This is a genomic window from Erwinia sp. L03-1 (assembly GCF_058686115.1).
The window spans coordinates 129,784-152,684 of record NZ_CM178762.1; the positions used below are offsets into that span (position 1 = coordinate 129,784).

Genomic DNA, 22,901 nt, shown 5'->3' on the forward strand with positions numbered 1-22,901 from the left:
AAGCGAGCAAGGAGACCAGGTATGTCGCGTACGGGAAAAATAATTAGCTGGATTGTCGGAATAGTGCTGTTACTGGTTGTGGTGATTGTCGTGATCATCGCCCTGTTTGACTGGAACCGACTTAAGCCCACCATTAACCAGAAAGTTTCAACCGAGCTGAACCGGCCCTTTGCCATACGCGGCGATCTGGGCGTCAACTGGGCGCGTAATCGGGAAGAACATGGCTGGCGTAGCTGGGTTCCCTGGCCGCAGGTACACGCGGAAGATATTATGTTGGGTAACCCGGCAAACATACCTGAAGTCACCATGGTGCACCTGAATCGGGTGGATGCCACGCTCTCGCCGCTTGCGCTGTTAGGCAAGGAGATTTATCTTCCCTGGATCCGCCTGACCCAGCCGGATGCCAGGCTGCTCCAGACCGCTGACCATAAAAATAACTGGACCTTTAATCTGGCCAGCAGTGAGAATGCAGACCCGAACCAGCCTCCCTCTGCCTGGACATTCCGTCTGGATAACATCCTGTTTGATCGTGCACAGATTGCCGTGAAAGATGCCATCAATAAGGCCGATCTTCAGGTGACCGTGAATCCGCTGGGTAAACCCGTGCCTTATGGCCAGGTCGCCGGCAGTAAAGATGATTCCGGTCAGAAGGGCGCATCCGACTTCGTTTTCGGCTGGAAAGCAGACGGAACTTACAACGGCGAGAAGCTGAACGGAGAGGGTAAAATTGGCGGAATGCTCTCGCTGCGCAGTAAAACCAACCCATTCCCGCTCCAGGCCGACGTGCGTAACGGCAGCACGCGTGTCCAGGTGGCGGGCACCCTGCAGGATCCGCTTAATCTCGGCGGGCTGAATATTCGCCTGCGCTTCTCGGGCGACACGCTGGCTAACCTTTATGGCCTGACCGGGATTGTGCTGCCCGATACGCCCCCTTACGAAACCGATGGTCATCTGATTGCGCACTTCCAGCAAAAAGGCGGCCCGGTATTCAACTATGAAAACTTCAACGGCCATATTGGCGACAGCGATATCCATGGTTCCATGACCTATACCCAGAGCAAGCCACGGCCCAAACTGGAAGGATCGCTGGAGTCGCGCCAGCTGCGTATGGCCGATCTTGGCCCGCTGATTGGGGTTAACTCCGGCAAGAACAGCAGTAAGACTGAACAGGCTAAGGCGAAGCGGGGCGATGTTTCAAATCAGCCCGCTGACCGCGTACTGCCGCACGACAGGTTTGATACCAAAAGCTGGGGCGTAATGGATGCCGACGTGAAGTTTAGCGGCAAGCGCATTGAACACAGTACCTCGCTGCCGCTGAGCGATCTCTATACCCATCTGGTGTTGAAGAACGGCGACCTGCTGCTCGATCCGCTGCGCTTCGGCGTGGCGGGCGGCAGCCTGAACTCCACCATTCATATGGAAGGGAATCATACGCCGATGCGCGCGCGGGCCGATCTGCACGCCCGTAATCTGAAGCTAAAGCAGCTGTTCCCTAAAGTGGCGGCGATGCAGAGCAGTATGGGACAGATGAACGGCGATGCCAGCCTGAGCGGCACCGGCAACTCCGTGGCGGATATTTTGGCGACCAGCAACGGCGATTTGAAAATGCTGATGAACGACGGCGTCATCAGCCGTAGCCTGATGGAAATTGTCGGTCTTAACGTGGGTAACTACGTGGTGGGCAAGCTGTTTGGCGACGACCAGGTACGTATTAACTGCGCCGCAGCCGATCTCAACGTCAGGAACGGGCTGGCCACCAGTAAACTCTTTGTATTCGATACGGAAAATGCGGTAATTAATATCAATGGCACCACCAATTTTGCCAACGAGCGAATGGATCTGTCGATCAATCCGGAGAGTAAAGGGGTGCGCATCGTCACCCTGCGCTCGCCGCTCTACGTACGCGGTACCTTTAAGAAGCCCGACGCCGGGGTAAAAGCCGGTCCGCTGATTGCGCGCGGTGCCGCGGCCGTCGCGCTGGGCGCCGTGGTCGCACCCGCAGCGGCGCTGCTGGCACTGGTTTCGCCCAGCGACAACGAGCAGAACCAGTGTACTAACGTGCTAAAGGAAATGAAAAGTAAGAAATAACCGCAGCGGGCCAGGGACTTAATCTGGCCCGGCTTCAGAAGACACAAAAGCCTGCTCAATGTGTGATTGAGCAGGCTTTTTTAGAGGTGAAATGCCACTCTTTTACCTGTTGGTAACGTCACATCAATACTCAACTCCCCGCCCAGCGCAGCGACATAACGCTTTAGTGTAGATAATCGCGGATCGTTACCAGGCTGCTCCATTTTTGCAACCGTAGGTTGCTTAACGCCTAAGGCAGCCGCCATCTCTGTTTGCGACATATTCAACTCAATGCGTAATTTACTTAAAGCAAGTTCCTGCCGCAATTCGTCAGCTCTGGCCTTAATACGCGCCTGACTTTCAGGACTACGCTTAGCCAGCATTTTATCCAGATTAGACATAACAGTTCCTTACTTTCTCAGGTGCTTGCTGAACTCGGCATCAGCCAGTTTGATCATATCCTTGTAAAATCGTTTTTCATTAATCCCGGTCTTACCACCGGCACATAAAACGATTGCACTTCGTTTCGGGTCAAAGGCAAAAAATGCTCTGAAAGGGCTCCCGGCGTACTGTATGCGGAGTTCTTTCATATTGCAGAACGAAGATCCTTTAATCGTATCAACGTGAGGGCGTCCAGGACCCGGTCCCTCTTCTGCCAACAGGATTAAGACTGCTAAGATTTCTTCCTGAAGTGGTTCACTCTGCGTGTTAAACCACTCGTCAAAACATTCCGTTGTAATGACCTGCCACATACCCTTACCTTTATAGCCTAATTGCTATAAACTATCTTATAGCTACAAGGCTATAAAAGCAAGACTGCCAAAAAAAAAGCCTGCTCAATGTGTGATTGAGCAGGCTTTTGTGTGATCAGGATAATTAGTCGTAGAGCGTTTCGTGGCGCGTCTCTTTGCAGGCCAGCAGGGCAATTAACGTCAGGCAGGCCATTGCCGCCAGATAGATGCCCACCGCGAACAGACCGTAATTATGCGCCAGCCAGGTGGCGATCCAGGGGGCCACGGAGGCACCCAGAATCGACGACAGATTGTAGGAGAAAGAGGCCCCGGTATAGCGGACTTCCGTGGGAAACAGCTCCGGCAGCAGGGCGCCCATTGGACCAAAGGTCAGCCCCATTACGCTCAGGCCGCACAGCAGGAACGCCATCACCAGCAGCTGGTTGCCGGATCCCAGCATGGACGGGAAAATCAGCGCAAACAGAATAATCATCAGCGTAATCACAATCATCGTCCTGCGGCGACCGAAGCGATCGGCCAGCAGCCCGGCAATCGGGACCATCACGCCAAAGCCAATCACCGCCACCATCAGCATCCACAGCAGCGTATTGCGGGGGAAACCTAACCCGTCGGGTAACGGGGTGGTGCCGTAAGTCATGGAATAGACGGTCATAATATAGAACAGCGTATAGGTCGCCAGCATAATAAAGGTGCCGAGAACGGTGGCCTTCAGATGCTTTGTCAGCAGCGTACCGATCGGCACCTTGACCTGCTTATGCTCTTTTTTCACCCGGGCAAACACCGGTGATTCATGCAGCGAAACGCGAACGTACAGGCCGACCAGCACCAGAATCGCCGAGAGAATAAAGGGTACGCGCCATCCCCACTGAATAAACTGCGCGTCGGTCAGCAGCCAGGAGAGCAGCAGGAAGGTTCCGTTGGCGAAGAAAAAACCAATAGGTGCGCCAAGCTGTGGAAAGGAGCCGTACAGCGCACGCTTCTTTGCCGGCGCATTTTCCGTCGCCAGCAGCGCCGCGCCGCCCCATTCTCCGCCCAGCCCCAGGCCCTGTCCAAAGCGCGCCAGCGCCAGCAGCAGCGGGGCGAACACCCCGATGGTGTCATAACCTGGCAGCAGGCCAATCACCACGGTTGAGATCCCCATGGTAAGCAGGGAGGCCACCAGCGTGACCTTACGGCCCACGCGGTCACCAAAGTGACCAAACAGCGCCGAGCCTATTGGACGTGCAATAAAAGCGATGGCAAAGGTCGCCAGCGACTGGAGCGTCGCGGCGGTGGCATCACCCTGTGGGAAGAATATATGCGGGAAAACGATTACCGCAGCGGTGGCATAAATATAGAAATCAAAAAACTCAATGGCGGTACCAACCAGTGAAGCGATCAGGACTTTACCGCGTGAGTTTACGGGGGCGGCATCGGGTTGGCCGGCGGAAGCAGGGGCGATAGAGGCTTGCATAGCAGTTTCTTATTTTTAAGACGTGTTACAGAATCTTACGCACTGCAACGGCCTCGTTCAATGGCGAAAAGCCCGCTGTGCAGGGCGTTGCGCACTGAAAAGTGAATTGTTCGCATGTGGGAATATTTGCTGGCTGATATCAGGGTGAAACGCCTTTTTGCTGGCGGTAACCACTGTAAAACGGACAATAAAGAGTGCAGGCGTCGCCGTACAGGGATGAACGGGGGCGGGACGCGTTAAGCAACTCTGAAGGCAAGTCGCTGTGAGAAAGGGATGAAAGGGTTAGCACAGGATAAAATCGGGTTATAAGTGGCATAAATAACGCGCTGGTTGATAAACCGTTTACACAAATTCTGATGGTTAGTTACCGGATGTTATTAGACAATCCATTGTTAGTTAGGCTTTTTTTTAGAAATAATCTCTGGTTTTCGGTCCGGATCTTTCCAGTTTACTTCTGTTCAGGCCGGGCTTATAGTGGCGGCGAATTTCACAATGGAGTCAAAAATTGGACAGTCACCCTTTAGGTTATACGCGCTAAGGTAAGCCAACTCCGTTGTTTGCTTGCCGACCGTCGGCGGGCAATGTTTCACCTCCTCTCAGAGCTGTCACATCCCCGAAATAACCTTTTTTGTACTGGCTACGCCGTACAGGAATTACCTGCGCCCAGCCTCGTAATGCCCGCGTACGCAAATTTTTCCTCCAGCTAAAACGTTACTGGCCGTGCCACAGGCTTATTGTCATGTGGCCGACATCGGTAATTATCGCTGCCCGGCAGCTGGCCTGTTATCTCTTTTAGGAGCCTGTGATGAAAGAACCTCCGTCCAGCAATGGGCGAAGAGAGCAGCGTAGCGCCGGGAGGTGGCCTAACCCATAACAACCTCCCCGCCATGACATCGCCTCCTTCGTCCCGATCTTCACGCTTTTAAATCATCCTCGCATGCAGGACAGCGTCCCCACGCCTGAATAAAAGAAGAATAAAGGATCTGGCTGATGAAAATGAATAACGCCAAATTAACGCTTGCCCGCGAACTGGCAATTGGCAGCGAGCTAAAACAGAGCCTGGACAACACGCTTGCGCGACTGGGTTCCCAGCGTAACGGCCTGACTCAGGACGATGCCGCAGAGCGGCTGCTGCACTACGGGAAAAATCAGGTCGCTAATGAGAAAGCGCCGCACGCGCTGGTGCAGCTTTTTCAGGCCTTCAATAATCCCTTTATCTGGGTTCTGGTCATCCTGGCGGCGGTGAGTTTTGTTACCGACTACCTGCTTCCCGCGCGCCGGGGGGAAGAGACCGACCTGACCGGTGTCAGCATTATGCTGTGCATGGTCATGCTTAGCGGCCTGCTGCGCTTCTGGCAGGAATACCGTACCAATAAAGCGGCGGAGGCACTGAAATCACTGGTGCGCACTACCGCGACCGTGATCCGTCGCAGCGGCATCATGGGCCAGCCCCTGAAGATGGAGATTGCCCTTCAGGATGTGGTGCCCGGCGATATTATTTTTCTCTCCGCTGGCGATATGGTTCCAGCGGATGTGCGCCTGCTGTCGTCCCGCGACCTGTTTGTCAGCCAGGCTGCGCTGAGCGGTGAGGCCATTCCGGTTGAAAAATATGACCCGCTAAGCGCGCGCGCGCAGGAGTCGGGCGCGGCGGACGAAGTGGAGGATAATATCCTGCATGCTCCCGGCATTTGCCTGATGGGAACCAGCGTAGCCAGCGGGACGGCCACTGCCGTAGTGGTGGCAACCGGCGGCCACACCTGGTTTGGCTCCCTGGCGAAGTCAGTGGTGGGAAGCCGGCCCCAGACCGCTTTCGATCGTGGGGTGAACAGCGTCAGCTGGCTGTTGATCCGCTTTATGCTGGTGATGGTGCCTGTCGTTCTGCTGATTAACGGCTTTACCAAAGGAGACTGGACCGATGCGCTGATGTTTGCGCTGGCGGTCGCGGTTGGCCTGACGCCTGAAATGCTGCCGATGATCGTCAGTTCAAATCTGGCTAAAGGGGCGATTGCCCTGTCGCGCCAGAAGGTGGTGGTCAAGCGGCTGAATGCGATACAGAACTTCGGCGCGATGGATGTCCTCTGTACCGACAAAACCGGCACGCTGACTCAGGACCGCATAATTCTGAGCCAGCACCTGAACGTTCAGGGTCGTGCCGATGAGCAGGTTCTACAGCTGGCGTGGCTGAACAGCCGTCACCAGAGCGGCATTAAGAACCTGATGGACAAGGCGATCCTGCGCTTCAGCGAGGGCAAGCTGGCCACCAGCGGACTGTGGCGCTGGCGCAAGATCGATGAGCTGCCGTTTGATTTTGAACGCCGTCGCCTGTCGGTGGTGGTCGCCGACGAGCGAAATCAGCAGAAGCTGATCTGCAAGGGCGCAGTGGATGAAATGTTGAAGGTAGCGAGCCACTGGCTGGATAACGGCCGGCGCTGCGAGCTGGATGAGGCCGCGCGCCAGCGCTGGTTGCAGCAGGCTGAACATCTGAATCAGCAGGGCTTTCGCGTATTAATTATCGCCGAACGCGATCTGGGAGATTCGCCGCTGCATCTCCCGCTGCACAGGGATGACGAACGCGATCTGACCCTCTGCGGACTGCTGACCTTTCTCGATCCGCCGCGTGAAAGCGCAGGCGAGGCAATTGCAGCACTGATGGAAAACGGCGTTACGGTGAAGGTGCTCACCGGCGATAATGCCGTGATTACCGCGAAAATTTGCCGTGACGTGGGGCTGGAGCCCGGCGAACCGCTGACCGGCGGGGAGATCGATCGTCTTGGTAATGAAGCATTACGGGCAGAAGTTGAATCCCGAACGGTGTTCTGCCGCCTTACGCCGCAGCAGAAATCACGGGTGCTAAAGGCGCTGCAACAGAATGGCCATACGGTGGGTTTTCTTGGTGACGGGATTAACGACGCTCCCGCGCTACGTGACGCAGACATCGGTATTTCGGTAGACACCGCGACGGATATCGCCAAAGAGTCAGCCGACATTATTCTGCTGGAAAAGAGCCTGATGGTGCTGGAGCAGGGGGTCATTAAGGGCCGGGAAACCTTCGGCAATATCATTAAATACCTGAACATGACCGCCAGTTCTAACTTCGGCAACGTCTTTTCAGTGCTGGTGGCCAGCGCCTTTATTCCATTCTTACCGATGCTGGCAATTCAGCTGCTGCTTCAAAACCTGCTGTATGACCTGTCCCAGCTGGCGCTGCCGTGGGACAAAATGGACAGGGAGTTTTTACGCAAGCCCCGCAAATGGGATGCGAAGAATATTGGCCGCTTTATGCTGTGGGTGGGGCCCACCTCCTCATTGTTCGACATCACCACCTTTTTGGTGATGTGGCATGTATTTGCTGCGAACAGCGCTGAACATCAGGCCCTGTTCCAGTCCGGCTGGTTTGTGGAAGGGCTGCTGTCACAGACGCTGGTGGTACATATGCTGCGCACGCAGAAAATCCCGTTTATCCAGAGCCGCGCTGCGCTGCCGGTCATGCTGATGACCGGGCTGGTCATGGCGTTGGGTATTTATCTGCCGTTCTCGCCGCTGGGTCATGCCGTTGGCCTGGTGCCGCTGCCCTGGTCTTATTTCCCGTGGCTGGTCGCTACGCTGTTCGGATATTGCATCGTTGCCCAGAGCATAAAACGTATTTATATGCGCCGCTTTGGTCAGTGGTTCTGAGGAGGATTAAAATATGAAACACAATAACGCGGTAACCGCTATCGTACTGTTCTTCGTTGGGCTGATGATACTCTCCAGCGGGCTGCTAATGATATTTAGCGCGTAGGCAGGTGAGCGGCTAACGGATATTCCGCGGGCAGGTAATAACAGGCTGCTCACAATATTCAGCCTAAGCGCGATAGCCAGCCAGCTAATGCTCAGCAGCAAAATTTGCAGGGGCGGGTCAATGACTCGTCCCTTTTTTTGTGGCTAAACCTTATAAAACTTCAGCCAGAGAAAGCGAATCACAAAGTATTCCATCGCACCCAGCAGCAAAAACCACAGGCAGAACACCAGCGTATAGAGCTGGCCGATATCGCTCAGGTGAAATATTCCAACCAGCCTGTGGGTGAGGCTGAGGCCGAACCACGGAGCGGGCAACAGCAGAGCCGAGAGAAAACCCAGCATCAGGGTGCTCATGGGCATCAAAAAAGTCAGAAAGGGATTTTTCATCGGATTTCCATCACGGGTCAATGCGGGCTATTTTCCGGCAATCGTTGCCAATCTTCAATCCCTGACGTTCCTCGTGGCGCAGGCCGAATCTTTTTTCCCTGTCAGAGAAGAAATGGCGCGGCTTAAAGAAGGGGCAATTCCCTGCGGTTTCAGGGGCGAAACGGGTAAAGTAGTAATTATTTTAGGCTTTTTGGCCTTTTTATAGGCACGAAATTAGCATTCGTTAAAAAGTATAGCCGATGCTATAATTAAATCCCTGATTTTACTGTCTTTTTTTTTCAGGCATCCCATGGTAGCATGCGTCCCACATTAACCTTCTCGCCCCATTTTTTCAGCGGGATCTGTTCTTTTGATGCTTTGAGCGGCTGTTACGCTTCCGGGCCGGTATAACCACAATGAATCTATACGCTACACTCATTCTTGCTTTCGGTATGTCCATGGATGCCTTTGCGGCGGCGATCGGGAAAGGTGCCAGCCTGAACCGTCCGGGCCTGAAAGAAGCACTCCGCACGGGGCTTATCTTTGGCGTTATTGAGGCGTTGACGCCGTTGATTGGTTGGGGCGTGGGTATTGCCGCCAGCCGCTATGTGATGGCATGGGACCACTGGGTGGCGTTTATTCTGCTGTTCATTCTCGGTGCGCGAATGATTGTGGAAGGCTTGCGTAAGAAAGTGAACGCACCGGAAGAGGCCCCGGAGCGTCACGGCTTCTGGCTGCTGGCCAGTACCGCCGTTGCCACCAGCCTGGATGCGATGGCCGTCGGCGTCGGGCTGGCTTTCCTCCAGGTTAACATTATAACGACCGCGCTCGCGATTGGCGCGTCAACCATGATCATGGCCTCTGCCGGTATTCTTCTCGGCCGCTTCCTGGGCCCGATGATGGGGAGATGGGCAGAAATTTTCGGCGGTCTGGTGCTGATAGGTATTGGCAGTAACATCCTGATCGAGCACCTGGGTCTGCTTGCCTGATTAAGGGGGCCGCGTCGAACTCTGATAGCCTGGCCGTCCGCAGTCACTTCTAAAGGGCTTAACAAAATGCGCTTTGTTAAGCCGCTGTTTACTTCGATAAATTCATAATTTCGCTGATTTTCTGTGATCCACTTCAAATTAAATTGCCTGAAAAACCCACCGGCTGTATAATTTTTGTGTTTTATTAACAAAAATTGATACAGGCAGGCTTATGAAAAAATTCCTTAAGTACGTGTTTCGCACCTATGTTGAAACGTTCAAACACGTACCGCCGGGCGCACTCTCCTGAGGCGTTCTGGCCCGAAACCCTCGATAGTCACGGTCATGGAAGGACCGCTGGCTATCACTTAATCTCCCTCTGCTACCTGCTCCTGTTATTTACCTCTTCCCCGTCACCGGCTGACTCCTTTTGCTGTCCCTGTCAGGGCGAAATGACAACCGTAATTTCACCGTTCTCTCTTTTCACCCACTCAATAGCTGGCTACTATTCATTCGGGCTTTGCGCCGCTTCGTCGATCCCGTCTGACACCGATTAATCCTTATCAGGGCTGGGGACAGGAGCCAGGGCGCAGTGGAGTTCGATGGAATGAGCCGAACTTATATCGACTAAAATAATGAATATAAGGTGATAACAGATGGAATTTAAAGACTATTATGCGCTGCTGGAGGTGGAGCCGACAGCGGATCTCAAGGCGATTAAAACCGCCTATCGACGACTGGCGCGAAAGTATCATCCTGACGTCAGCGATGAAAAAGACGCGGAGAGTCACTTCAAAGCGGTTGCTGAAGCTTACGAAGTGCTTAAGGACAGCGAGCGCCGCGCCGAATACGATCAGATCAGGCTTCATCGCAACGATCCGCGTTTCTCCGGCGCTTCTGCGGGTTTCGGCGGCGAGAGCTGGCAGCATACCCAGGAAAGTGGTGCCGGATATTCTGACTTTTTTGAATCCGTTTTTGGGCAGCGCTTTCATTCGGCACAGCAGGGGGCCACGCGCCGTCAGCCTCGCAGAGGTGAAGACCTTGAGATGGAAGTGCCGCTGTTTTTGGAAGAAACGCTGGCCGAAGAGACGCGCTCTGTTTCCTATAAGCTACCCATTTATGATGCGCTGGGTCGCCAGACGGATGTTAAAGTCAAAACCCTTAAGGTTAAAATTCCGGCCGGCGTGGTTGAGGGTGAGCGTATACGCCTGAAAGGTCAGGGCGTGGCGGGGACTCAGGGGGCGGCAAATGGCGATCTCTATCTGGTAATACGTCTGGCCCCGCATCCACTTTATGAGGTGGCAGGACAGGATCTTCATATCATCGTGCCCATTGCCCCCTGGGAGGCGGCGCTGGGCGCAACGCTTCAGGTCCCGACCCTGAACGGGAAGATCGCGCTGACTCTGCCTGCGAACAGCCAAAATGGTCAACGTCTGCGGATAAAAGGTAAGGGACTGGCCAACAAAAAAGGTACCGGCGATCTCTACGCCATACTCAACGTCGTGATGCCGCCGAAAGGCGATGATAAAGCCAGTGAACTGTGGCGGGAACTGTCACGTCAGGCCGCCTTTGATCCCCGTGCCGCATGGGAGAAATCCTGATGACTGAACTTACCCGGTTTACCGTCACTGAACTCTGCCAGGTGGTAGAGATTTCACAGGACGATCTGTACGAAATTGTTGGCCTGGGGGTCATTTCCCCGATCGACGCCGAAGCGATCTGGCTGTTTGATTATCAGGCGCTGAGCGCGCTACGCCGCGCCAGACGACTGCGGATTGAGCTGGATCTGGAATGGGCAGGGACGGCGATGGTGCTGACCCTGCTGGAAAAAATTGACCGGCTTGAGCATGATAATGCGCAGCTACGGCGACAGCTGGACCGGCTGCTTCAGGTGTAAGCCGCTGGATCAGGCGTTAATCCTGACTCTGATACTCGTTCAGGGTGGCATCGTGGCAGGCCTGTTCGCTCTGGCGCGCCTCTTTTTTCTGCGCATCGTTCAGATTCATCCACGCTGCCACCACGGTTCTGGCCTCATCTTCGTCAAATTGTGACGTATTCATTGATGAAGAGGAATGCCCTCGCGCGTCCAAATCTTTTAGCTGGTTGATGTAAGCATCGGCTGTTGCAGGGCTCTTTTCCTGCGTCACTATCGTGCAAAGATTGGTGATATAGCTCTGAGAACCATCATCGGTTCCCTCATCGGCCTGGGCGCTGCCTGCCATCGCTACGGCGGCGAGAAGCATCAGTACTTTTTTCATTTTCGCTCCTTGTTACGAGATTAACGAGGGACTCATTTTAACCTGTCTTACTGAAAAGTTTAGCGGCTTAGCGAATGATGCGCTATCCAGGAGGGAAGGCGCGGCCGCTTGCTCATTTTTTGAAGCCAGCGCTCATTCTTTACTGAAATCAACCTTGAGGCAAAAAATTACCTGTATAGTTAGCAGGGAAATTAATCCTGTAAAGTGAGGCAAAGGCTATGAAAGCTGCTGTGGTAAATAAAAATCATACAGTCGACATTGTTGAGAAAACGCTGCGTGCTTTAGAGCACGGGGAAGCACTGCTGAAAATGGACTGCTGTGGCGTATGCCACACCGATTTGCACGTTAAAAACGGTGATTTCGGCGATAAAACCGGCGTCATTCTCGGCCACGAAGGGGTGGGTATTGTTAAAGAAATCGGCCCCGGCGTGACCTCTCTTAAGGTGGGCGATCGCGCCAGCGTTGCCTGGTTCTATAAGGGCTGCGGCCATTGCGAATACTGTACGACCGGTAACGAAACGCTGTGTCGCGACGTGCAAAACGCTGGATTTAGCGTCGATGGCGGCATGGCAGAGGAGTGCATTGTTGTTGCGGACTACGCGGTCAGGGTGCCGGACGGGCTGGACTCGGCGGCGGCCAGCAGCGTGACCTGTGCAGGCGTTACCACCTACAAGGCAGTTAAGGTTTCAGGTATTCAGCCCGGTAAGTGGATTGCTATTTACGGCCTCGGCGGTCTGGGCAACCTGGCGTTACAGTATGCAAAAAACGTCTTCAATGCCAAAGTGATCGCGGTTGATGTGAATGATGCGCAGCTCCAGTTTGCCAGCGAAATGGGGGCCGACCTGGTCGTTAACTCCCTGAAAGAAGACGCTGCGAAGGTTATTCAGGAAAAAACGGGCGGCGCTCATGCTGCCGTAGTGACCGCCGTGGCAAAGGCTGCGTTTAATTCAGCGGTGGATGCGATGCGCGCCGGTGGCCGCATCGTTGCCGTTGGCCTGCCACCAGAATCAATGAGCCTGAATATCCCGCGTCTGGTACTTGATGGTATCCAGGTCGTTGGCTCGCTGGTGGGAACCCGGGAAGATCTGGCCGAGGCGTTCCAGTTTGCCGCCGAGGGGAAAGTCGTGCCGAAAGTCACCAAAAGGCCGGTTGAGGATATCAACGCGATTTTCAGTGAGATGCTGGACGGCAAAATTAAAGGACGCATGGTGATTGATTTCACCGGTAAATAGCCCGTGCAATAGCGAATAATTCGCAGCGCCTCCCGCTTCGGCTGCCGACCGGAAAGAATCACTGGCGGCCGAAGCGGCGGGCATAAAATGGTGTCAGGCTTGCATATAAAAGCTGGAGCGCTCGGAGGCTCTGGGTTCGAGAAGGGTATACAGGCGTAGCCAAAGCAGTGAAACCAACCAGTTCGTGTTACTCAGCATGAGTGTTTCCTTGGTACACGCAGATATTCCCATAAATGTAACCTGAAAAGCCAAATCTGCCAGGGGCTGTCGCTTTTTTTGTTAAAGAATATGAAATTATTTCTATATCTTTCCCCAAATGAGCCTCTATATTGCCAGCAATAGTCGTGAAATTTCGCACTCACCCGCTTATCCGCCGTGCCTGAAATGTAAAAATCAGCATTGTCTGTTGCAGACCCATCAACATCCACAGCGAGGATCCCCGTGCTAAGACGCCTTTACTGCCTGCTGATGCTGGCGGCGATAACGCTGCCGCCCCAGGTCACTGCTCAGGTGAATATCTCCCCGCCGCCGCCAGCCTATGGCCCCGAACTCCAGGGTTTTTCCTTCCCTTATCCCGTGCAGAAATTTACCTTCACCTCGCAGGGGCAGTCGCTCACGATGGGGTATATCGACGTCAAACCCCAGAACAGGGCCAACGGCCGCACGGTGGTGCTTTTGCATGGTAAAAATTTCTGTGGCGTAACCTGGCAGCAGACAATTGAAGCCCTGAGCCATGCGGGTTACCGGGTCATTGCGCCGGATCAGATTGGCTTCTGTACCGCATCCAAACCTGCACAGTATCAGTACAGCTTCCAGCAGCTGGCGCTGAATACGCATCAGCTGCTGGAGAGTCTGCACCTTCGTAACATCGTGCTGGTGGGGCACTCCACCGGCGGCATGTTGGCAACGCGTTTTGCGCTGATGTATCCGCAGGCGGTGCAGAAGCTGGTGCTGGTGAATCCCATCGGTCTGGAGGACTGGAAAGCGAAGGGTGTACCCTGGCGGAGCGTAGACGACTGGTATCAGCGCGAGCTGAAAACTTCCGCCGCCAGCATTAAGAAATATGAGCTGAACACCTATTACGTGGGCCGCTGGAAACCGGAATATGACCGCTGGGTAAACATGCTGGCCGGGCTGAATAATGGCCCGGGCAAGCAGGTCGTGGCATGGAATTCCGCCCTGTTGTACGACATGATATTTACTCAGCCGGTTTACTACGAATTTCGGGATCTGAACGTTCCGACCACCCTGATGATTGGCACCGCTGACACCACCGCCATTGGCAGCGATATTGCCTCTCCGGCGGTAAAGGCGACCCTGGGCCACTATAACGAATTAGGCAAACAGGTCGCTGCCACTATTCCGCATTCCACGCTGATTGAGTTCCCCGGGCTGGGCCATGCGCCGCAGATGGAAGAGCCAGCGCGTTTTAACCAGCGGCTGATTGAGGATCTGAACCGACCTTAATGCGGCTAATGGCACTGTGAGGTGCAGGCCTGTATACACGCCTGCATCTTCGCTCCACAGCCGCTGCTGTCATTACGATCGCACTGGCTGTTCTGGACGTAGCAGTTTTGCTGGCACAGGCTGACATCGCATTTTGCCGCCGCCGGAGTGAAAAGCGTGCTGGCTGGCTTCGGCTGAAATACGGAGGCGGGAGGAAGCTGTGAACAGCCTACGCCCGGCAGGACGAGGCACAGAATAGCCAGAATGCCGCTGAGTTTCATAATCTGCTCCAGTAGCCAGTCAGTGAGGTTTGACTTAAGTATAGTTTACCCCCGGGAGTATTGTTTACCGACGGGTGATACAGGCCCTCGCTTTAGTTCTCTGGCCCCTGGCCCTGTAGGATCCTTGCTGCCTGGGTTTTGTTCAGATCGTAGTTAAAGAAGCGATGATAGAAATCCTGCGTCGCTTTCACCATATCCAGGTCCTTAAACAGCGCCGGATGCAGCAGCTTAGCGGCCCACTGGATTTGCAGCGCGGCCTCGGTGCCATAGCGATCCCAGGGGAATACCCCGGCCGGATTCTGGAATACCTGATGGTTTTTCACCGCGTTAAGATTGCTGAACAGCGAAGCATAGTCTGACGCCTCTATGGTGCCCGCACCGGCACCGATGATGATAATATCCGGCTGCCAGAACAGGACGTTCTCCGGCGAGGTTTCCTTCATATTGCCTTCCACCTCCGCCGCCGCGTTGCGCCCGCCCGCCAGTTTAATCCAGGTATCAATTAGCGTATTGCGACCGTCGACCTTAAGGGGATGAAGCGACTGAATATGCAGGACGCGCGGGCGCTGGGCCTCGGTCAGGCTGGCGGTTTTCGCACTGATGGCCGCTATCTCGCCGTCGAGCCAGGCGTTATACGCTTTTGCGCGCTGTCTGGCATCGTCGCTGCCGATAACTTCAGCTGTGGTCAGCAGTGAGCGCTTCATCGACGGGAAATCATCAAAGCGCATTACCAGCGTCGGCAGACCCGCCTGGCGATAGGCGGCCGCATCGGCATCTTCGGCCGGTACAAATACCACATCGACCTTGCGCGCCAACAGCGCCTCGCTTTCAAAGCTGCGGCCATGCACCGACAGCGCCTGATTCAGAGAGGGCTGGATTTTGAACATCCAGGGCCGGTCCTGGGGATGATTGACCGTGGCGACGATGCGATCGCCCGCCCCAAGCGTCATTAGCAAGGAATGATGTGCATACCAGGCATCGGCAATGCGATGCGCTTCCTGCGGCACCTCAACCCGGTTCCCTCCATCATCCGTCACCGTGCGGGCAACCGTGGCGTGGCTGACCGCCGTCAGGCTCAGGGCCGCCAGCAGCGGCAAAATCAGGCGCTTTTTCATCATATCCTCATCAGAAACTCAGCTGCATGGAAACCTGCACCATCCGCGGCTCACCAATCTGCGCGCTGGCATAGCCCGCGCCGCTGTAGCCATTCAGGCCACCCGGCACAATGTTAGTCCAGTAGTGGCGGTTCGTCAGATTGGTCATATCCAGCCGGAACGTGGTGTCGGTATTGAACAGGCGGGTTTTATAGCGCGTGCCCGCGTCAAAGGTGGCGTAGCTGCCCACCCAGCTGTCATTAGCATTATCGGTGCTGCGTCGGCCTACGTAGCGCATGCCACCGTGCACGTCGGCACCGCGAATAAAGGGCAGGTCCCAGGCGGCGAACAGGCTGGCGGTATAGCGTGCCAGACCTGTGATCTGCTTGTCTTCGGTGCGGGTGCTGGCGGTATCACGCAGGCGTGGGTCGAGCCACGTCATGCCGCCGTAAAGATGCAGATTATCGCTCAGGTCGCCGTCGGCCATCAGCTCCAGTCCGCGGTTGCGCTGATTACCCTCTACCGCGTAGTCGCCACGGGTGGTGGTATAGGCAAAGGGACGGTCAATCTGGAACAGGGCGGCGGTTAGCAACACGTTCCCCACGGCCAGCTTGCTGCCAGCCTCCACCTGCTTACTGCGGTAAGGAGAGAGAATATTGCCCGCGTTGCTGGCACCCGCGGGGGCGGTATCGCCCTGTTGCAGGCTGTCTGCGTAAGTGACGTACAGCGTCAGTGGATCGACGGGTTTGTACATCAGGCTGGCCGACCCGCTAAAGCCGTTGTCGCTGGACTCGCTGGTACGGCTGCCGGTTTTGGCGTAATTGGCGGAGTTAAGCAGACTCTCGCTGCCCGCCAGCAGCAGGCTCCACTGGGGGGAGAAGGTCAGGGTATCGCTGAGCAGTAATGACTGCTGCGTGGCCGTCGCCGAGTGATAGCGTCGGGTAAAGTCAGGGTAATTCGGTTCGGCAAAGGCCTGTGGATTATCCAGCGAGGCGCTGCCCAGCGTGAATGTGCCGCCGCTGCGTGGATTTTCGTTCTTCAGCACAAAGCCGCGCACGCCGGTTGAAATCTGATGATGCAGCCAGCCGGTATCCACTTCGCCATTCAGGTTAGCCATATAGCTGTTAACCGTAAAACGGCTGGCGGTGGCAGAGGAGGTCGTGGTTTTGTAATGATCGCGGTTATCGGTAAAGGTATTGGTGACCGCCGTGGACTCGCGGTCAGCAATCTGGCGCAGTACGCCCACCTCGCCCTGCCAGTTGCCGTCAAAGTCATGCTTCAGGTGCAGGCCAGCGGTCAGCGTATGGTTATCGTCCCCGGCATAGTACTGGCCGAGATTTTTTGTTTTAGGGTTCGGTGCTGAGGGGAAAGAGAGCCCGCTACCCAGCGCGAATTTTCCCGGCAGGCCTTTATCGTAAAAATGGTAGTAGCTGAAGTTAGTCTCCAGCACCGTTTTATCGCTCAGGTTAGCATCCAGCGCCAGGCTGAAAAGCTGGCGGCGCTTTTTGCTGCCGCTAACGTAGCCGCTGCCCTCGTCATCAAGGAAATTGGCGCGATAGCGCAGGCGATCGTTATCATCCAGCGGGCCGCTAAAGTCGCCGGACACCAGATGGCTGAGGCCGGTGCCCGCGCCCACCGTCAGGCTGTGCTGCGCGATATCGGTCGGACGCTTAGCGACAAAGTTAAACAGCCCTGCCGGGTTGGCCGGGCCGTAAAGTGAACCCGCAAGGCCATTCAGAACTTCAATATGATCGAACTGTTCGGCGGCATAGTCAGTGGTGGATACCACGTTTAAGCCGTCGATCATCGAGTTCTGCACCACGCTCCCCTGCATGCCGCGCGTTTGGGGCCGGGCGCCATCGCCCTGTACGGACGGCATATAGCGATAGATATCGCTGACGCTCTTAAGCTGCTGCTGCTTCATCAGTCCCGGCGAAATAACCTGCACCGAGTAAGGCGTATTGCGTACCGCCTGCTTACCCAGATTACCGAGCGTTGCCTGCTTATCGGGGGCGGCAACCTCCGTGGTGGGGGCGGTAGCCTCTACCGTTAATGTCTTGTCCTGTGCGGCGGCCTGAGCCTGTAGCGCGAAGCAAATTAACACGCAGAGCGCGCTTTTCCCTGCCACCAGGGGCATTTTTACCACTGCCATTTAGATACCTTAAAGAGACGGTGACGACTCGAACGGTCGACTGCGCCGGGGATGCTGTCAAATGAGCGCAAAGATTAGCATAACGCTATGTAAGATTATATATAGCGGCATGCAGCTAACATAATGGCTGCAGAGTGCTTTCCATCCCGGCCGTCGAATGGTTAAATCAGGGTGATATGTTTTTTCAGGAGAATCTATGCTGCCATCGCAAACCATCAGTATGACCATTCCCCGTAACTGGGTTGATCTGTATGAAACCATCTGGAAGCCCGACTATTTTCCAAAGTGGGCCTCGGGCCTGAGCCAGTCGACGCTGGTACAGGAAGGCAATTACTGGAAGGCCACCGGAACAGATGAAAACGTAAAAATCCGCTTCACCGACCACAACCCTTTCGGCGTGATGGATCACTACGTGGACAGCGGTTATGGCAAAGAGGTGTACGTACCGATGCGCGTGGTGGAGAATGAAGCGGGTGCGGAAGTGCTGATCACCGTATTTCGTCAGCCGCTGATGTCCGACGAGAAATTTTCTCAGGACCTGGAGTGGATGAAGCGTGACCTACAGGCGCTGCATACCCTGCTGACCACCTGATTATCAGAGCCAGCGGCCGCGCTGCTGGCGATATAATGTTGTGTGCGTTCTAAGGCCTGCTTATTGCCATAGCCCCACCTGTGGCGCTATGTGGAACCGCTATTTAGTAACCCATGACATTCTGACAGATAGCTGTTTCAAAAATAAAAGCATTAGTTTAGTACCGTTCAGGTTCCCCTGTTGCAAGGATAAGCACAGATGACAAGGTTGAAAAATATCCTGGTTTTTGTTACTTCGGCATTAATCTACTTATTCATTCTTCCTGAGGTGCTATTCAGATTTTTGTCGAGGGCCAGCTATCACGTCATTGTTAATCTTACTAATCCATTTAACCTGTTTGGCTCAACGGCTAATTCTTTGATCGTCGCCCTTGTGGTTTGCCCTTTACTATTGGCAGGGTTAACCGTATTTCTTATAAATAAAGCATTCACAAAAAAATAACCGCCGCGTCGCGCTTCAGTGTGAATGACTGCACCCCTATCCTGGCTTTCGTTGAAGCCACTTCACCTCCAAATTTTTATACTTTTTTTACGCCGCACCCCGCCATTTTTACATTAACTTTTCATCCGTCACGCCACACTAACGCCATCTGAAAAGGCTCTGGAGGTGTGTTGTGAGCATGGCGTTAATTGCCGGCATTGTGCTGGTTTTTCTGCTGATGGGCTATCTGGTCTATGCCCTGATTAATGCGGAGGCATTCTGATGGCTGCCAGCGCATTTTTACTGATCGCCAGCTACATGGTGATCCTGATTGTCCTGGCCAGGCCGCTGGGAACCGGGCTGGTTCGTCTGATCGATGACCGGCCCGTGCCGGGTCTGGCGGGATTCGAGCGGCGACTATGGCGCGTCAGCGGGGTCGATGCTGAGCCAATGAGCTGGCAGCGCTATCTGCTGGCCATCCTGCTGTTTAACCTGGGCGGTCTGATCCTGCTGACGGTCATGTTGATGAACCAGGCCTCACTGCCGCTTAACCCGCAGCAGCAGCCCAACCTTAGCTGGCATCTGGCGCTAAACACCGCCGTCAGCTTTGTCACCAACACCAACTGGCAGGCCTATGCGGGCGAGAGCACCCTGAGCTATTTCAGCCAGATGGCAGGGCTGACGGTGCAAAACTTTCTCTCCGCTGCCACCGGTATTGCCGTGGCCTTTGCGCTGATCCGTGGCTTTGCCAACCGGTCACTGGGCACCCTCGGCAATGCCTGGCGGGATATAACGCGCATCACCCTGTACGTTCTGCTGCCGATCTCGCTGCTGATGGCGCTGTTCTTCGTCAGTCAGGGTACGCTGCAAAATTTCAGCGGTTACGTTGACCTGCATACGCTGGAGGGTGTGAAGCAAACGCTGCCCATGGGACCGGTCGCCTCGCAGGAAGCGATCAAAATGCTGGGCACGAACGGCGGCGGCTTCTTCAATGCTAACTCGGCGCACCCGTTTGAAAACCCCACCGCCCTGAGCAATTTTGTGCAGATGCTGGCGATCTTTTTGATCCCCGCCGCGCTCTGCTTCGCCTTTGGCGAGGTGGTGAAAGACGGTCGTCAGGGCCACGCGCTGCTGTGGGCGATGTCGATGATGTTTATTGCTGCCGTAGTAGTGGTGATGTGGGCCGAGCTGCGGGGAAACCCCCATTTCCTCAGCCTGGGCGCCGACAGCGCGATCAATATGGAGGGCAAAGAGACGCGCTTCGGCATCCTTAACTCCAGCCTGTTTGCGGCAATCACCACGGCGGCCTCGTGCGGGGCGGTCAATGCGATGCATGACTCCCTCACCGCGCTGGGCGGCATGGTGCCGATGTGGCTGATGCAAATTGGTGAGGTGGTATTTGGCGGCGCGGGCGCGGGGCTGTACGGCATCCTGCTGTTTGTGCTGCTGGCGGTGTTTATCGCCGGGTTGATGATTGGTCGTACGCCGGAATATCTGGGCAAAAAAATCGACGTCTGGGAGATGAAAATGACCGCGCTGGCCATTCTGGTTACGCCCGCGCTGGTCCTGCTGGGCACCGCGCTGGCGATGATGACCGATGCCGGACGCAGCGGCATCTTCAACCCGGGCATTCACGGCTTTAGCGAGGTGCTGTATGCCGTTTCTTCGGCGGCGAACAACAACGGTAGCGCCTTTGGTGGACTGAGTGCCAATACGCCCTTCTGGAACCTGCTGCTGGCGTTCTGCATGCTGGCTGGCCGCTTCGGCATCATCATTCCCGTGATGGCGATTGCCGGTTCGCTGGCGGTGAAAAAGATCCAGCCTGCGGGCAACGGCACCCTGCCGACCCACGGCGTGCTGTTTATCGCGCTGCTGATTGGCACCGTACTGCTGGTTGGCGCGCTCACGTTTATCCCTGCGCTGGCCCTCGGGCCGGTGGCAGAACATTTGCAAACGTACAGTCATTAATGCCGGAGAGAAAGAGAATGCGTAATCAACAGGCGCTGTTTGATGCTGCGCTGATGCGGACCGCCGCAGGTGATGCGGTGAAAAAACTCACCCCCCGCGTACAGCTGCGAAATCCGGTGATGTTTGTTGTCTGGCTGGGTAGCGTACTGACTACCCTGCTGGCCCTGGCGATGCTGGCCGGTAAAACGCCCGGCAGCGCGGGCTTTACCGCCGCTATCTCGCTGTGGCTCTGGTTTACCGTGCTGTTCGCTAACTTTGCTGAAGCGCTGGCGGAGGGACGCAGTAAGGCGCAGGCTAACAGCCTGAAGGGCGTGCAGAAAACCAGCTACGCCAAAAAATTGGCCGGGACGCGCTACGGTGCGCCTCATCGTCAGGTTTCGGCAGAGACGTTGCGTAAAGGCGACGTGGTACTGGTGGAGGCCGGGGACATCATTCCATGCGATGGTGAAGTCCTGGAAGGCGGCGCGTCGGTGGACGAAAGCGCCATTACCGGTGAATCCGCGCCGGTGATCCGGGAATCCGGCGGCGACTTTTCTTCGGTGACCGGCGGCACCCGCATCCTCTCTGACTGGCTGATTATTCAGTGCAGCGTTAATCCCGGCGAGACCTTTCTTGACCGGATGATCGCCATGGTAGAAGGGGCGACCCGCCGTAAAACGCCGAATGAGATTGCCCTCACTATTTTGCTGGTGGCGCTGACCATCGTCTTCCTGCTGGCGACCGCCACGCTCTGGCCTTTTTCCGCCTGGGGCGGTCATGCCGTCAGCGTAACCGTGCTGGTGGCGTTGCTGGTCTGCCTGATCCCCACCACCATCGGCGGGCTGCTGTCGGCGATTGGGGTGGCCGGGATGAGCCGCATGCTGGGGGCGAACGTGATCGCCACCAGCGGTCGTGCGGTGGAGGCCGCCGGTGACGTGGATGTGCTGATGCTGGATAAAACCGGCACCATTACCCTCGGGAACCGCCAGGCCACGCAGTTTATTCCCGCGCCGGGGGTCAGTGAAGAACAGCTGGCAGACGCGGCGCAGCTGGCCTCGCTGGCTGACGAAACGCCGGAAGGGCGCAGCATTGTGGTGCTGGCGAAGCAGAAATTTAACCTGCGTGAGCGCGATCTGACCAGCATGGGGGCCACTTTTATCCCTTTCTCGGCACAAACCCGCATGAGCGGCGTGAACGTCCAGGATCGAATGGTGCGTAAAGGGGCGGTAGATGCCGTGCGCCGTCATATCGACAGCGGCGGCGGGCAGTTCCCGCTGGAGGTCAACCGTCAGGTTGAAGAGGTGGCGCGCGGCGGCGGCACACCGCTGGTGGTGTGCGACGGGGCGCAGGTGATGGGCGTGGTGGCGCTGAAGGACATCGTTAAGGGCGGCATAAAGGAACGCTTTGCCGAGCTGCGTAAAATGGGCATCAAGACCATTATGATCACCGGCGATAACCCGCTGACCGCCGCCGCGATAGCCGCCGAGGCGGGCGTGGATGACTTTTTGTCCGAAGCGACGCCGGAGGCCAAGCTGGCGCTGATCCGCCAGTATCAGGCTGAAGGACGGCTGGTGGCGATGACCGGTGACGGCACCAATGATGCGCCTGCGCTGGCTCAGGCCGACGTGGCGGTCGCCATGAACTCGGGCACCCAGGCGGCAAAGGAGGCGGGAAATATGGTCGACCTGGACTCCAACCCCACCAAGCTGCTGGAAGTGGTGCATATCGGTAAACAGATGCTGATGACCCGTGGCTCCCTGACCACCTTCAGCATCGCCAACGACGTGGCGAAGTATTTCGCCATTATCCCGGCGGCGTTTGCCGTGACCTATCCACAGCTAAACGGCCTGAACGTGATGCGGCTGCACTCGCCGGACTCGGCGATCCTCTCGGCGGTGATCTTTAACGCCATGGTGATTGTCTTTCTCATCCCGCTGGCGCTGAAAGGGGTGAGCTATCGCCCGCTGAGTGCCGCCGCGCTGCTGCGACGCAACCTGTGGATCTACGGCGTGGGCGGCCTGCTGGTGCCCTTCGTGGGCATCAAGCTTATTGATATCTTGCTGACCCTGACCGGTCTGTTTTAAGGAATTATC

The 22,901-nt window shown here is 55.8% G+C and carries 21 protein-coding genes; 13 read left to right on the top strand and 8 right to left on the bottom strand.

From position 1 onward, the window contains the following. Positions 1–21: 21 nt before the first annotated feature. Complete coding sequence (locus AC4PCC_RS00520; RefSeq protein WP_492126051.1) at positions 22–2,088, top strand: AsmA family protein; 2,067 nt, start codon at positions 22–24, stop codon at positions 2,086–2,088. Positions 2,089–2,168: 80 nt separating this feature from the next. On the opposite strand, the gene AC4PCC_RS00525 is transcribed toward AC4PCC_RS00520, so the two are convergent. The 3 genes from AC4PCC_RS00525 to AC4PCC_RS00535 form a co-directional block, all read right to left on the bottom strand. Further along, the gene (locus AC4PCC_RS00525) at positions 2,169–2,468 is read right to left on the bottom strand and encodes a helix-turn-helix domain-containing protein (RefSeq protein WP_492126052.1); all 300 of its coding nucleotides are present in this window, start codon (positions 2,466–2,468) and stop codon (positions 2,169–2,171) included. 9 nt (positions 2,469–2,477) lie between these two features. Next, a complete protein-coding gene (locus AC4PCC_RS00530; RefSeq protein WP_492126053.1) occupies positions 2,478–2,819 on the bottom strand; it encodes a type II toxin-antitoxin system RelE/ParE family toxin in 342 nt (113 codons plus the stop codon). Positions 2,820–2,943: 124 nt separating this feature from the next. Beyond that, the gene (locus tag AC4PCC_RS00535; RefSeq protein ID WP_492126054.1) at positions 2,944–4,272 is read right to left on the bottom strand and encodes an MFS transporter; all 1,329 of its coding nucleotides are present in this window, start codon (positions 4,270–4,272) and stop codon (positions 2,944–2,946) included. Positions 4,273–5,262: 990 nt separating this feature from the next. On the opposite strand from AC4PCC_RS00535, the gene mgtA reads away from it, so the two are divergent. Continuing rightward, on the top strand, positions 5,263–7,947 hold the full coding sequence (mgtA, locus tag AC4PCC_RS00540) for a magnesium-translocating P-type ATPase (RefSeq protein WP_492126055.1): 2,685 nt from the start codon (positions 5,263–5,265) through the stop codon (positions 7,945–7,947). 249 nt (positions 7,948–8,196) lie between these two features. Here mgtA and AC4PCC_RS00545 read toward each other — a convergent pair whose 3' ends face one another. After that, entirely contained in the window at positions 8,197–8,439 is a 243-nt protein-coding gene (locus tag AC4PCC_RS00545; protein ID WP_492126056.1) for a DUF1158 family protein, read from the bottom strand. Here AC4PCC_RS00545 and AC4PCC_RS00550 point away from each other — a divergent pair. The 5 genes from AC4PCC_RS00550 (at position 8,405) to AC4PCC_RS00570 (ending at position 11,283) form a co-directional block, all read left to right on the top strand. Further along, the gene (locus tag AC4PCC_RS00550) at positions 8,405–8,644 is read left to right on the top strand and encodes a hypothetical protein (RefSeq protein ID WP_492126057.1); all 240 of its coding nucleotides are present in this window, start codon (positions 8,405–8,407) and stop codon (positions 8,642–8,644) included. The two genes, AC4PCC_RS00545 and AC4PCC_RS00550, sit on opposite strands and share 35 nt — an antisense overlap. A 190-nt stretch (positions 8,645–8,834) precedes the next feature. After that, positions 8,835–9,407, top strand: coding sequence for a manganese efflux pump MntP (mntP, locus tag AC4PCC_RS00555; protein WP_492126058.1), 573 nt, complete (start codon positions 8,835–8,837; stop codon positions 9,405–9,407). 211 nt (positions 9,408–9,618) lie between these two features. Further along, positions 9,619–9,696, top strand: coding sequence for a stress response protein AzuC (azuC, locus tag AC4PCC_RS00560; RefSeq protein ID WP_156484915.1), 78 nt, complete (start codon positions 9,619–9,621; stop codon positions 9,694–9,696). A 346-nt stretch (positions 9,697–10,042) separates the two neighbouring features. Next, positions 10,043–10,987, top strand: coding sequence for a curved DNA-binding protein (cbpA, locus tag AC4PCC_RS00565; protein WP_492126059.1), 945 nt, complete (start codon positions 10,043–10,045; stop codon positions 10,985–10,987). Next, positions 10,987–11,283 carry a chaperone modulator CbpM gene (locus tag AC4PCC_RS00570; protein WP_492126060.1) on the top strand — a complete coding sequence of 99 codons (297 nt, stop codon included), beginning with the start codon at positions 10,987–10,989 and terminating at the stop codon, positions 11,281–11,283. Before cbpA ends, AC4PCC_RS00570 begins: the two co-directional genes overlap by 1 nt. A 16-nt stretch (positions 11,284–11,299) precedes the next feature. Here AC4PCC_RS00570 and AC4PCC_RS00575 read toward each other — a convergent pair whose 3' ends face one another. Continuing rightward, on the bottom strand, positions 11,300–11,644 hold the full coding sequence (locus tag AC4PCC_RS00575; protein ID WP_067700278.1) for a hypothetical protein: 345 nt from the start codon (positions 11,642–11,644) through the stop codon (positions 11,300–11,302). A 218-nt stretch (positions 11,645–11,862) separates the two neighbouring features. Here AC4PCC_RS00575 and adhP point away from each other — a divergent pair, with 218 nt between their 5' ends. Next, a complete protein-coding gene (gene adhP, locus AC4PCC_RS00580; protein ID WP_492126061.1) occupies positions 11,863–12,876 on the top strand; it encodes an alcohol dehydrogenase AdhP in 1,014 nt (337 codons plus the stop codon). A gap of 468 nt (positions 12,877–13,344) precedes the next feature. Next, entirely contained in the window at positions 13,345–14,343 is a 999-nt protein-coding gene (locus tag AC4PCC_RS00585; RefSeq protein WP_492127601.1) for an alpha/beta fold hydrolase, read from the top strand. Positions 14,344–14,348: 5 nt separating this feature from the next. Here AC4PCC_RS00585 and AC4PCC_RS00590 read toward each other — a convergent pair whose 3' ends face one another. The 3 genes from AC4PCC_RS00590 to AC4PCC_RS00600 all read right to left on the bottom strand — a co-directional run bounded on the left by AC4PCC_RS00590 (position 14,349) and on the right by AC4PCC_RS00600 (position 17,849). Further along, entirely contained in the window at positions 14,349–14,603 is a 255-nt protein-coding gene (locus AC4PCC_RS00590) for a hypothetical protein (RefSeq protein ID WP_492126062.1), read from the bottom strand. 92 nt (positions 14,604–14,695) lie between these two features. Beyond that, positions 14,696–15,718, bottom strand: coding sequence for an ABC transporter substrate-binding protein (locus tag AC4PCC_RS00595; protein WP_067700712.1), 1,023 nt, complete (start codon positions 15,716–15,718; stop codon positions 14,696–14,698). 10 nt (positions 15,719–15,728) lie between these two features. Then, positions 15,729–17,849, bottom strand: coding sequence for a TonB-dependent receptor (locus AC4PCC_RS00600; protein ID WP_492126063.1), 2,121 nt, complete (start codon positions 17,847–17,849; stop codon positions 15,729–15,731). A gap of 196 nt (positions 17,850–18,045) precedes the next feature. On the opposite strand from AC4PCC_RS00600, the gene AC4PCC_RS00605 reads away from it, so the two are divergent. The 4 genes from AC4PCC_RS00605 (at position 18,046) to kdpB (ending at position 22,892) form a co-directional block, all read left to right on the top strand. Next, positions 18,046–18,441, top strand: coding sequence for a polyketide cyclase (locus AC4PCC_RS00605; RefSeq protein ID WP_067700263.1), 396 nt, complete (start codon positions 18,046–18,048; stop codon positions 18,439–18,441). A gap of 619 nt (positions 18,442–19,060) precedes the next feature. Next, a complete protein-coding gene (gene kdpF, locus AC4PCC_RS00610) occupies positions 19,061–19,144 on the top strand; it encodes a K(+)-transporting ATPase subunit F (RefSeq protein ID WP_082804047.1) in 84 nt (27 codons plus the stop codon). Further along, complete coding sequence (gene kdpA, locus AC4PCC_RS00615) at positions 19,144–20,829, top strand: potassium-transporting ATPase subunit KdpA (RefSeq protein WP_492126064.1); 1,686 nt, start codon at positions 19,144–19,146, stop codon at positions 20,827–20,829. Before kdpF ends, kdpA begins: the two co-directional genes overlap by 1 nt. Positions 20,830–20,846: 17 nt before the next feature. Continuing rightward, entirely contained in the window at positions 20,847–22,892 is a 2,046-nt protein-coding gene (gene kdpB, locus AC4PCC_RS00620) for a potassium-transporting ATPase subunit KdpB (protein WP_492126065.1), read from the top strand. The last annotated feature ends 9 nt before the right edge of the window (positions 22,893–22,901 follow it).

Bases quoted from the DNA above. Each gene is read 5' to 3' on its own strand.
- AC4PCC_RS00525 (WP_492126052.1), bottom strand. From the start codon at position 2,468: ATGTCTAATCTGGATAAAATGCTGGCTAAGCGTAGTCCTGAAAGTCAG.
- mntP (WP_492126058.1), top strand. From the start codon at position 8,835: ATGAATCTATACGCTACACTCATTCTTGCTTTCGGTATGTCCATGGAT.
- AC4PCC_RS00595 (WP_067700712.1), bottom strand. From the start codon at position 15,718: ATGAAAAAGCGCCTGATTTTGCCGCTGCTGGCGGCCCTGAGCCTGACG.
- azuC (WP_156484915.1), top strand. From the start codon at position 9,619: ATGAAAAAATTCCTTAAGTACGTGTTTCGCACCTATGTTGAAACGTTC.
- kdpA (WP_492126064.1), top strand. From the start codon at position 19,144: ATGGCTGCCAGCGCATTTTTACTGATCGCCAGCTACATGGTGATCCTG.
- kdpF (WP_082804047.1), top strand. From the start codon at position 19,061: ATGGCGTTAATTGCCGGCATTGTGCTGGTTTTTCTGCTGATGGGCTAT.
- AC4PCC_RS00545 (WP_492126056.1), bottom strand. From the start codon at position 8,439: ATGAAAAATCCCTTTCTGACTTTTTTGATGCCCATGAGCACCCTGATG.
- AC4PCC_RS00535 (WP_492126054.1), bottom strand. From the start codon at position 4,272: ATGCAAGCCTCTATCGCCCCTGCTTCCGCCGGCCAACCCGATGCCGCC.
- cbpA (WP_492126059.1), top strand. From the start codon at position 10,043: ATGGAATTTAAAGACTATTATGCGCTGCTGGAGGTGGAGCCGACAGCG.
- AC4PCC_RS00520 (WP_492126051.1), top strand. From the start codon at position 22: ATGTCGCGTACGGGAAAAATAATTAGCTGGATTGTCGGAATAGTGCTG.
- AC4PCC_RS00570 (WP_492126060.1), top strand. From the start codon at position 10,987: ATGACTGAACTTACCCGGTTTACCGTCACTGAACTCTGCCAGGTGGTA.
- AC4PCC_RS00605 (WP_067700263.1), top strand. From the start codon at position 18,046: ATGCTGCCATCGCAAACCATCAGTATGACCATTCCCCGTAACTGGGTT.
- adhP (WP_492126061.1), top strand. From the start codon at position 11,863: ATGAAAGCTGCTGTGGTAAATAAAAATCATACAGTCGACATTGTTGAG.
- AC4PCC_RS00585 (WP_492127601.1), top strand. From the start codon at position 13,345: ATGCTGGCGGCGATAACGCTGCCGCCCCAGGTCACTGCTCAGGTGAAT.
- AC4PCC_RS00530 (WP_492126053.1), bottom strand. From the start codon at position 2,819: ATGTGGCAGGTCATTACAACGGAATGTTTTGACGAGTGGTTTAACACG.
- mgtA (WP_492126055.1), top strand. From the start codon at position 5,263: ATGAAAATGAATAACGCCAAATTAACGCTTGCCCGCGAACTGGCAATT.
- AC4PCC_RS00550 (WP_492126057.1), top strand. From the start codon at position 8,405: ATGGGCATCAAAAAAGTCAGAAAGGGATTTTTCATCGGATTTCCATCA.
- AC4PCC_RS00600 (WP_492126063.1), bottom strand. From the start codon at position 17,849: ATGGCAGTGGTAAAAATGCCCCTGGTGGCAGGGAAAAGCGCGCTCTGC.
- kdpB (WP_492126065.1), top strand. From the start codon at position 20,847: ATGCGTAATCAACAGGCGCTGTTTGATGCTGCGCTGATGCGGACCGCC.
- AC4PCC_RS00590 (WP_492126062.1), bottom strand. From the start codon at position 14,603: ATGAAACTCAGCGGCATTCTGGCTATTCTGTGCCTCGTCCTGCCGGGC.
- AC4PCC_RS00575 (WP_067700278.1), bottom strand. From the start codon at position 11,644: ATGAAAAAAGTACTGATGCTTCTCGCCGCCGTAGCGATGGCAGGCAGC.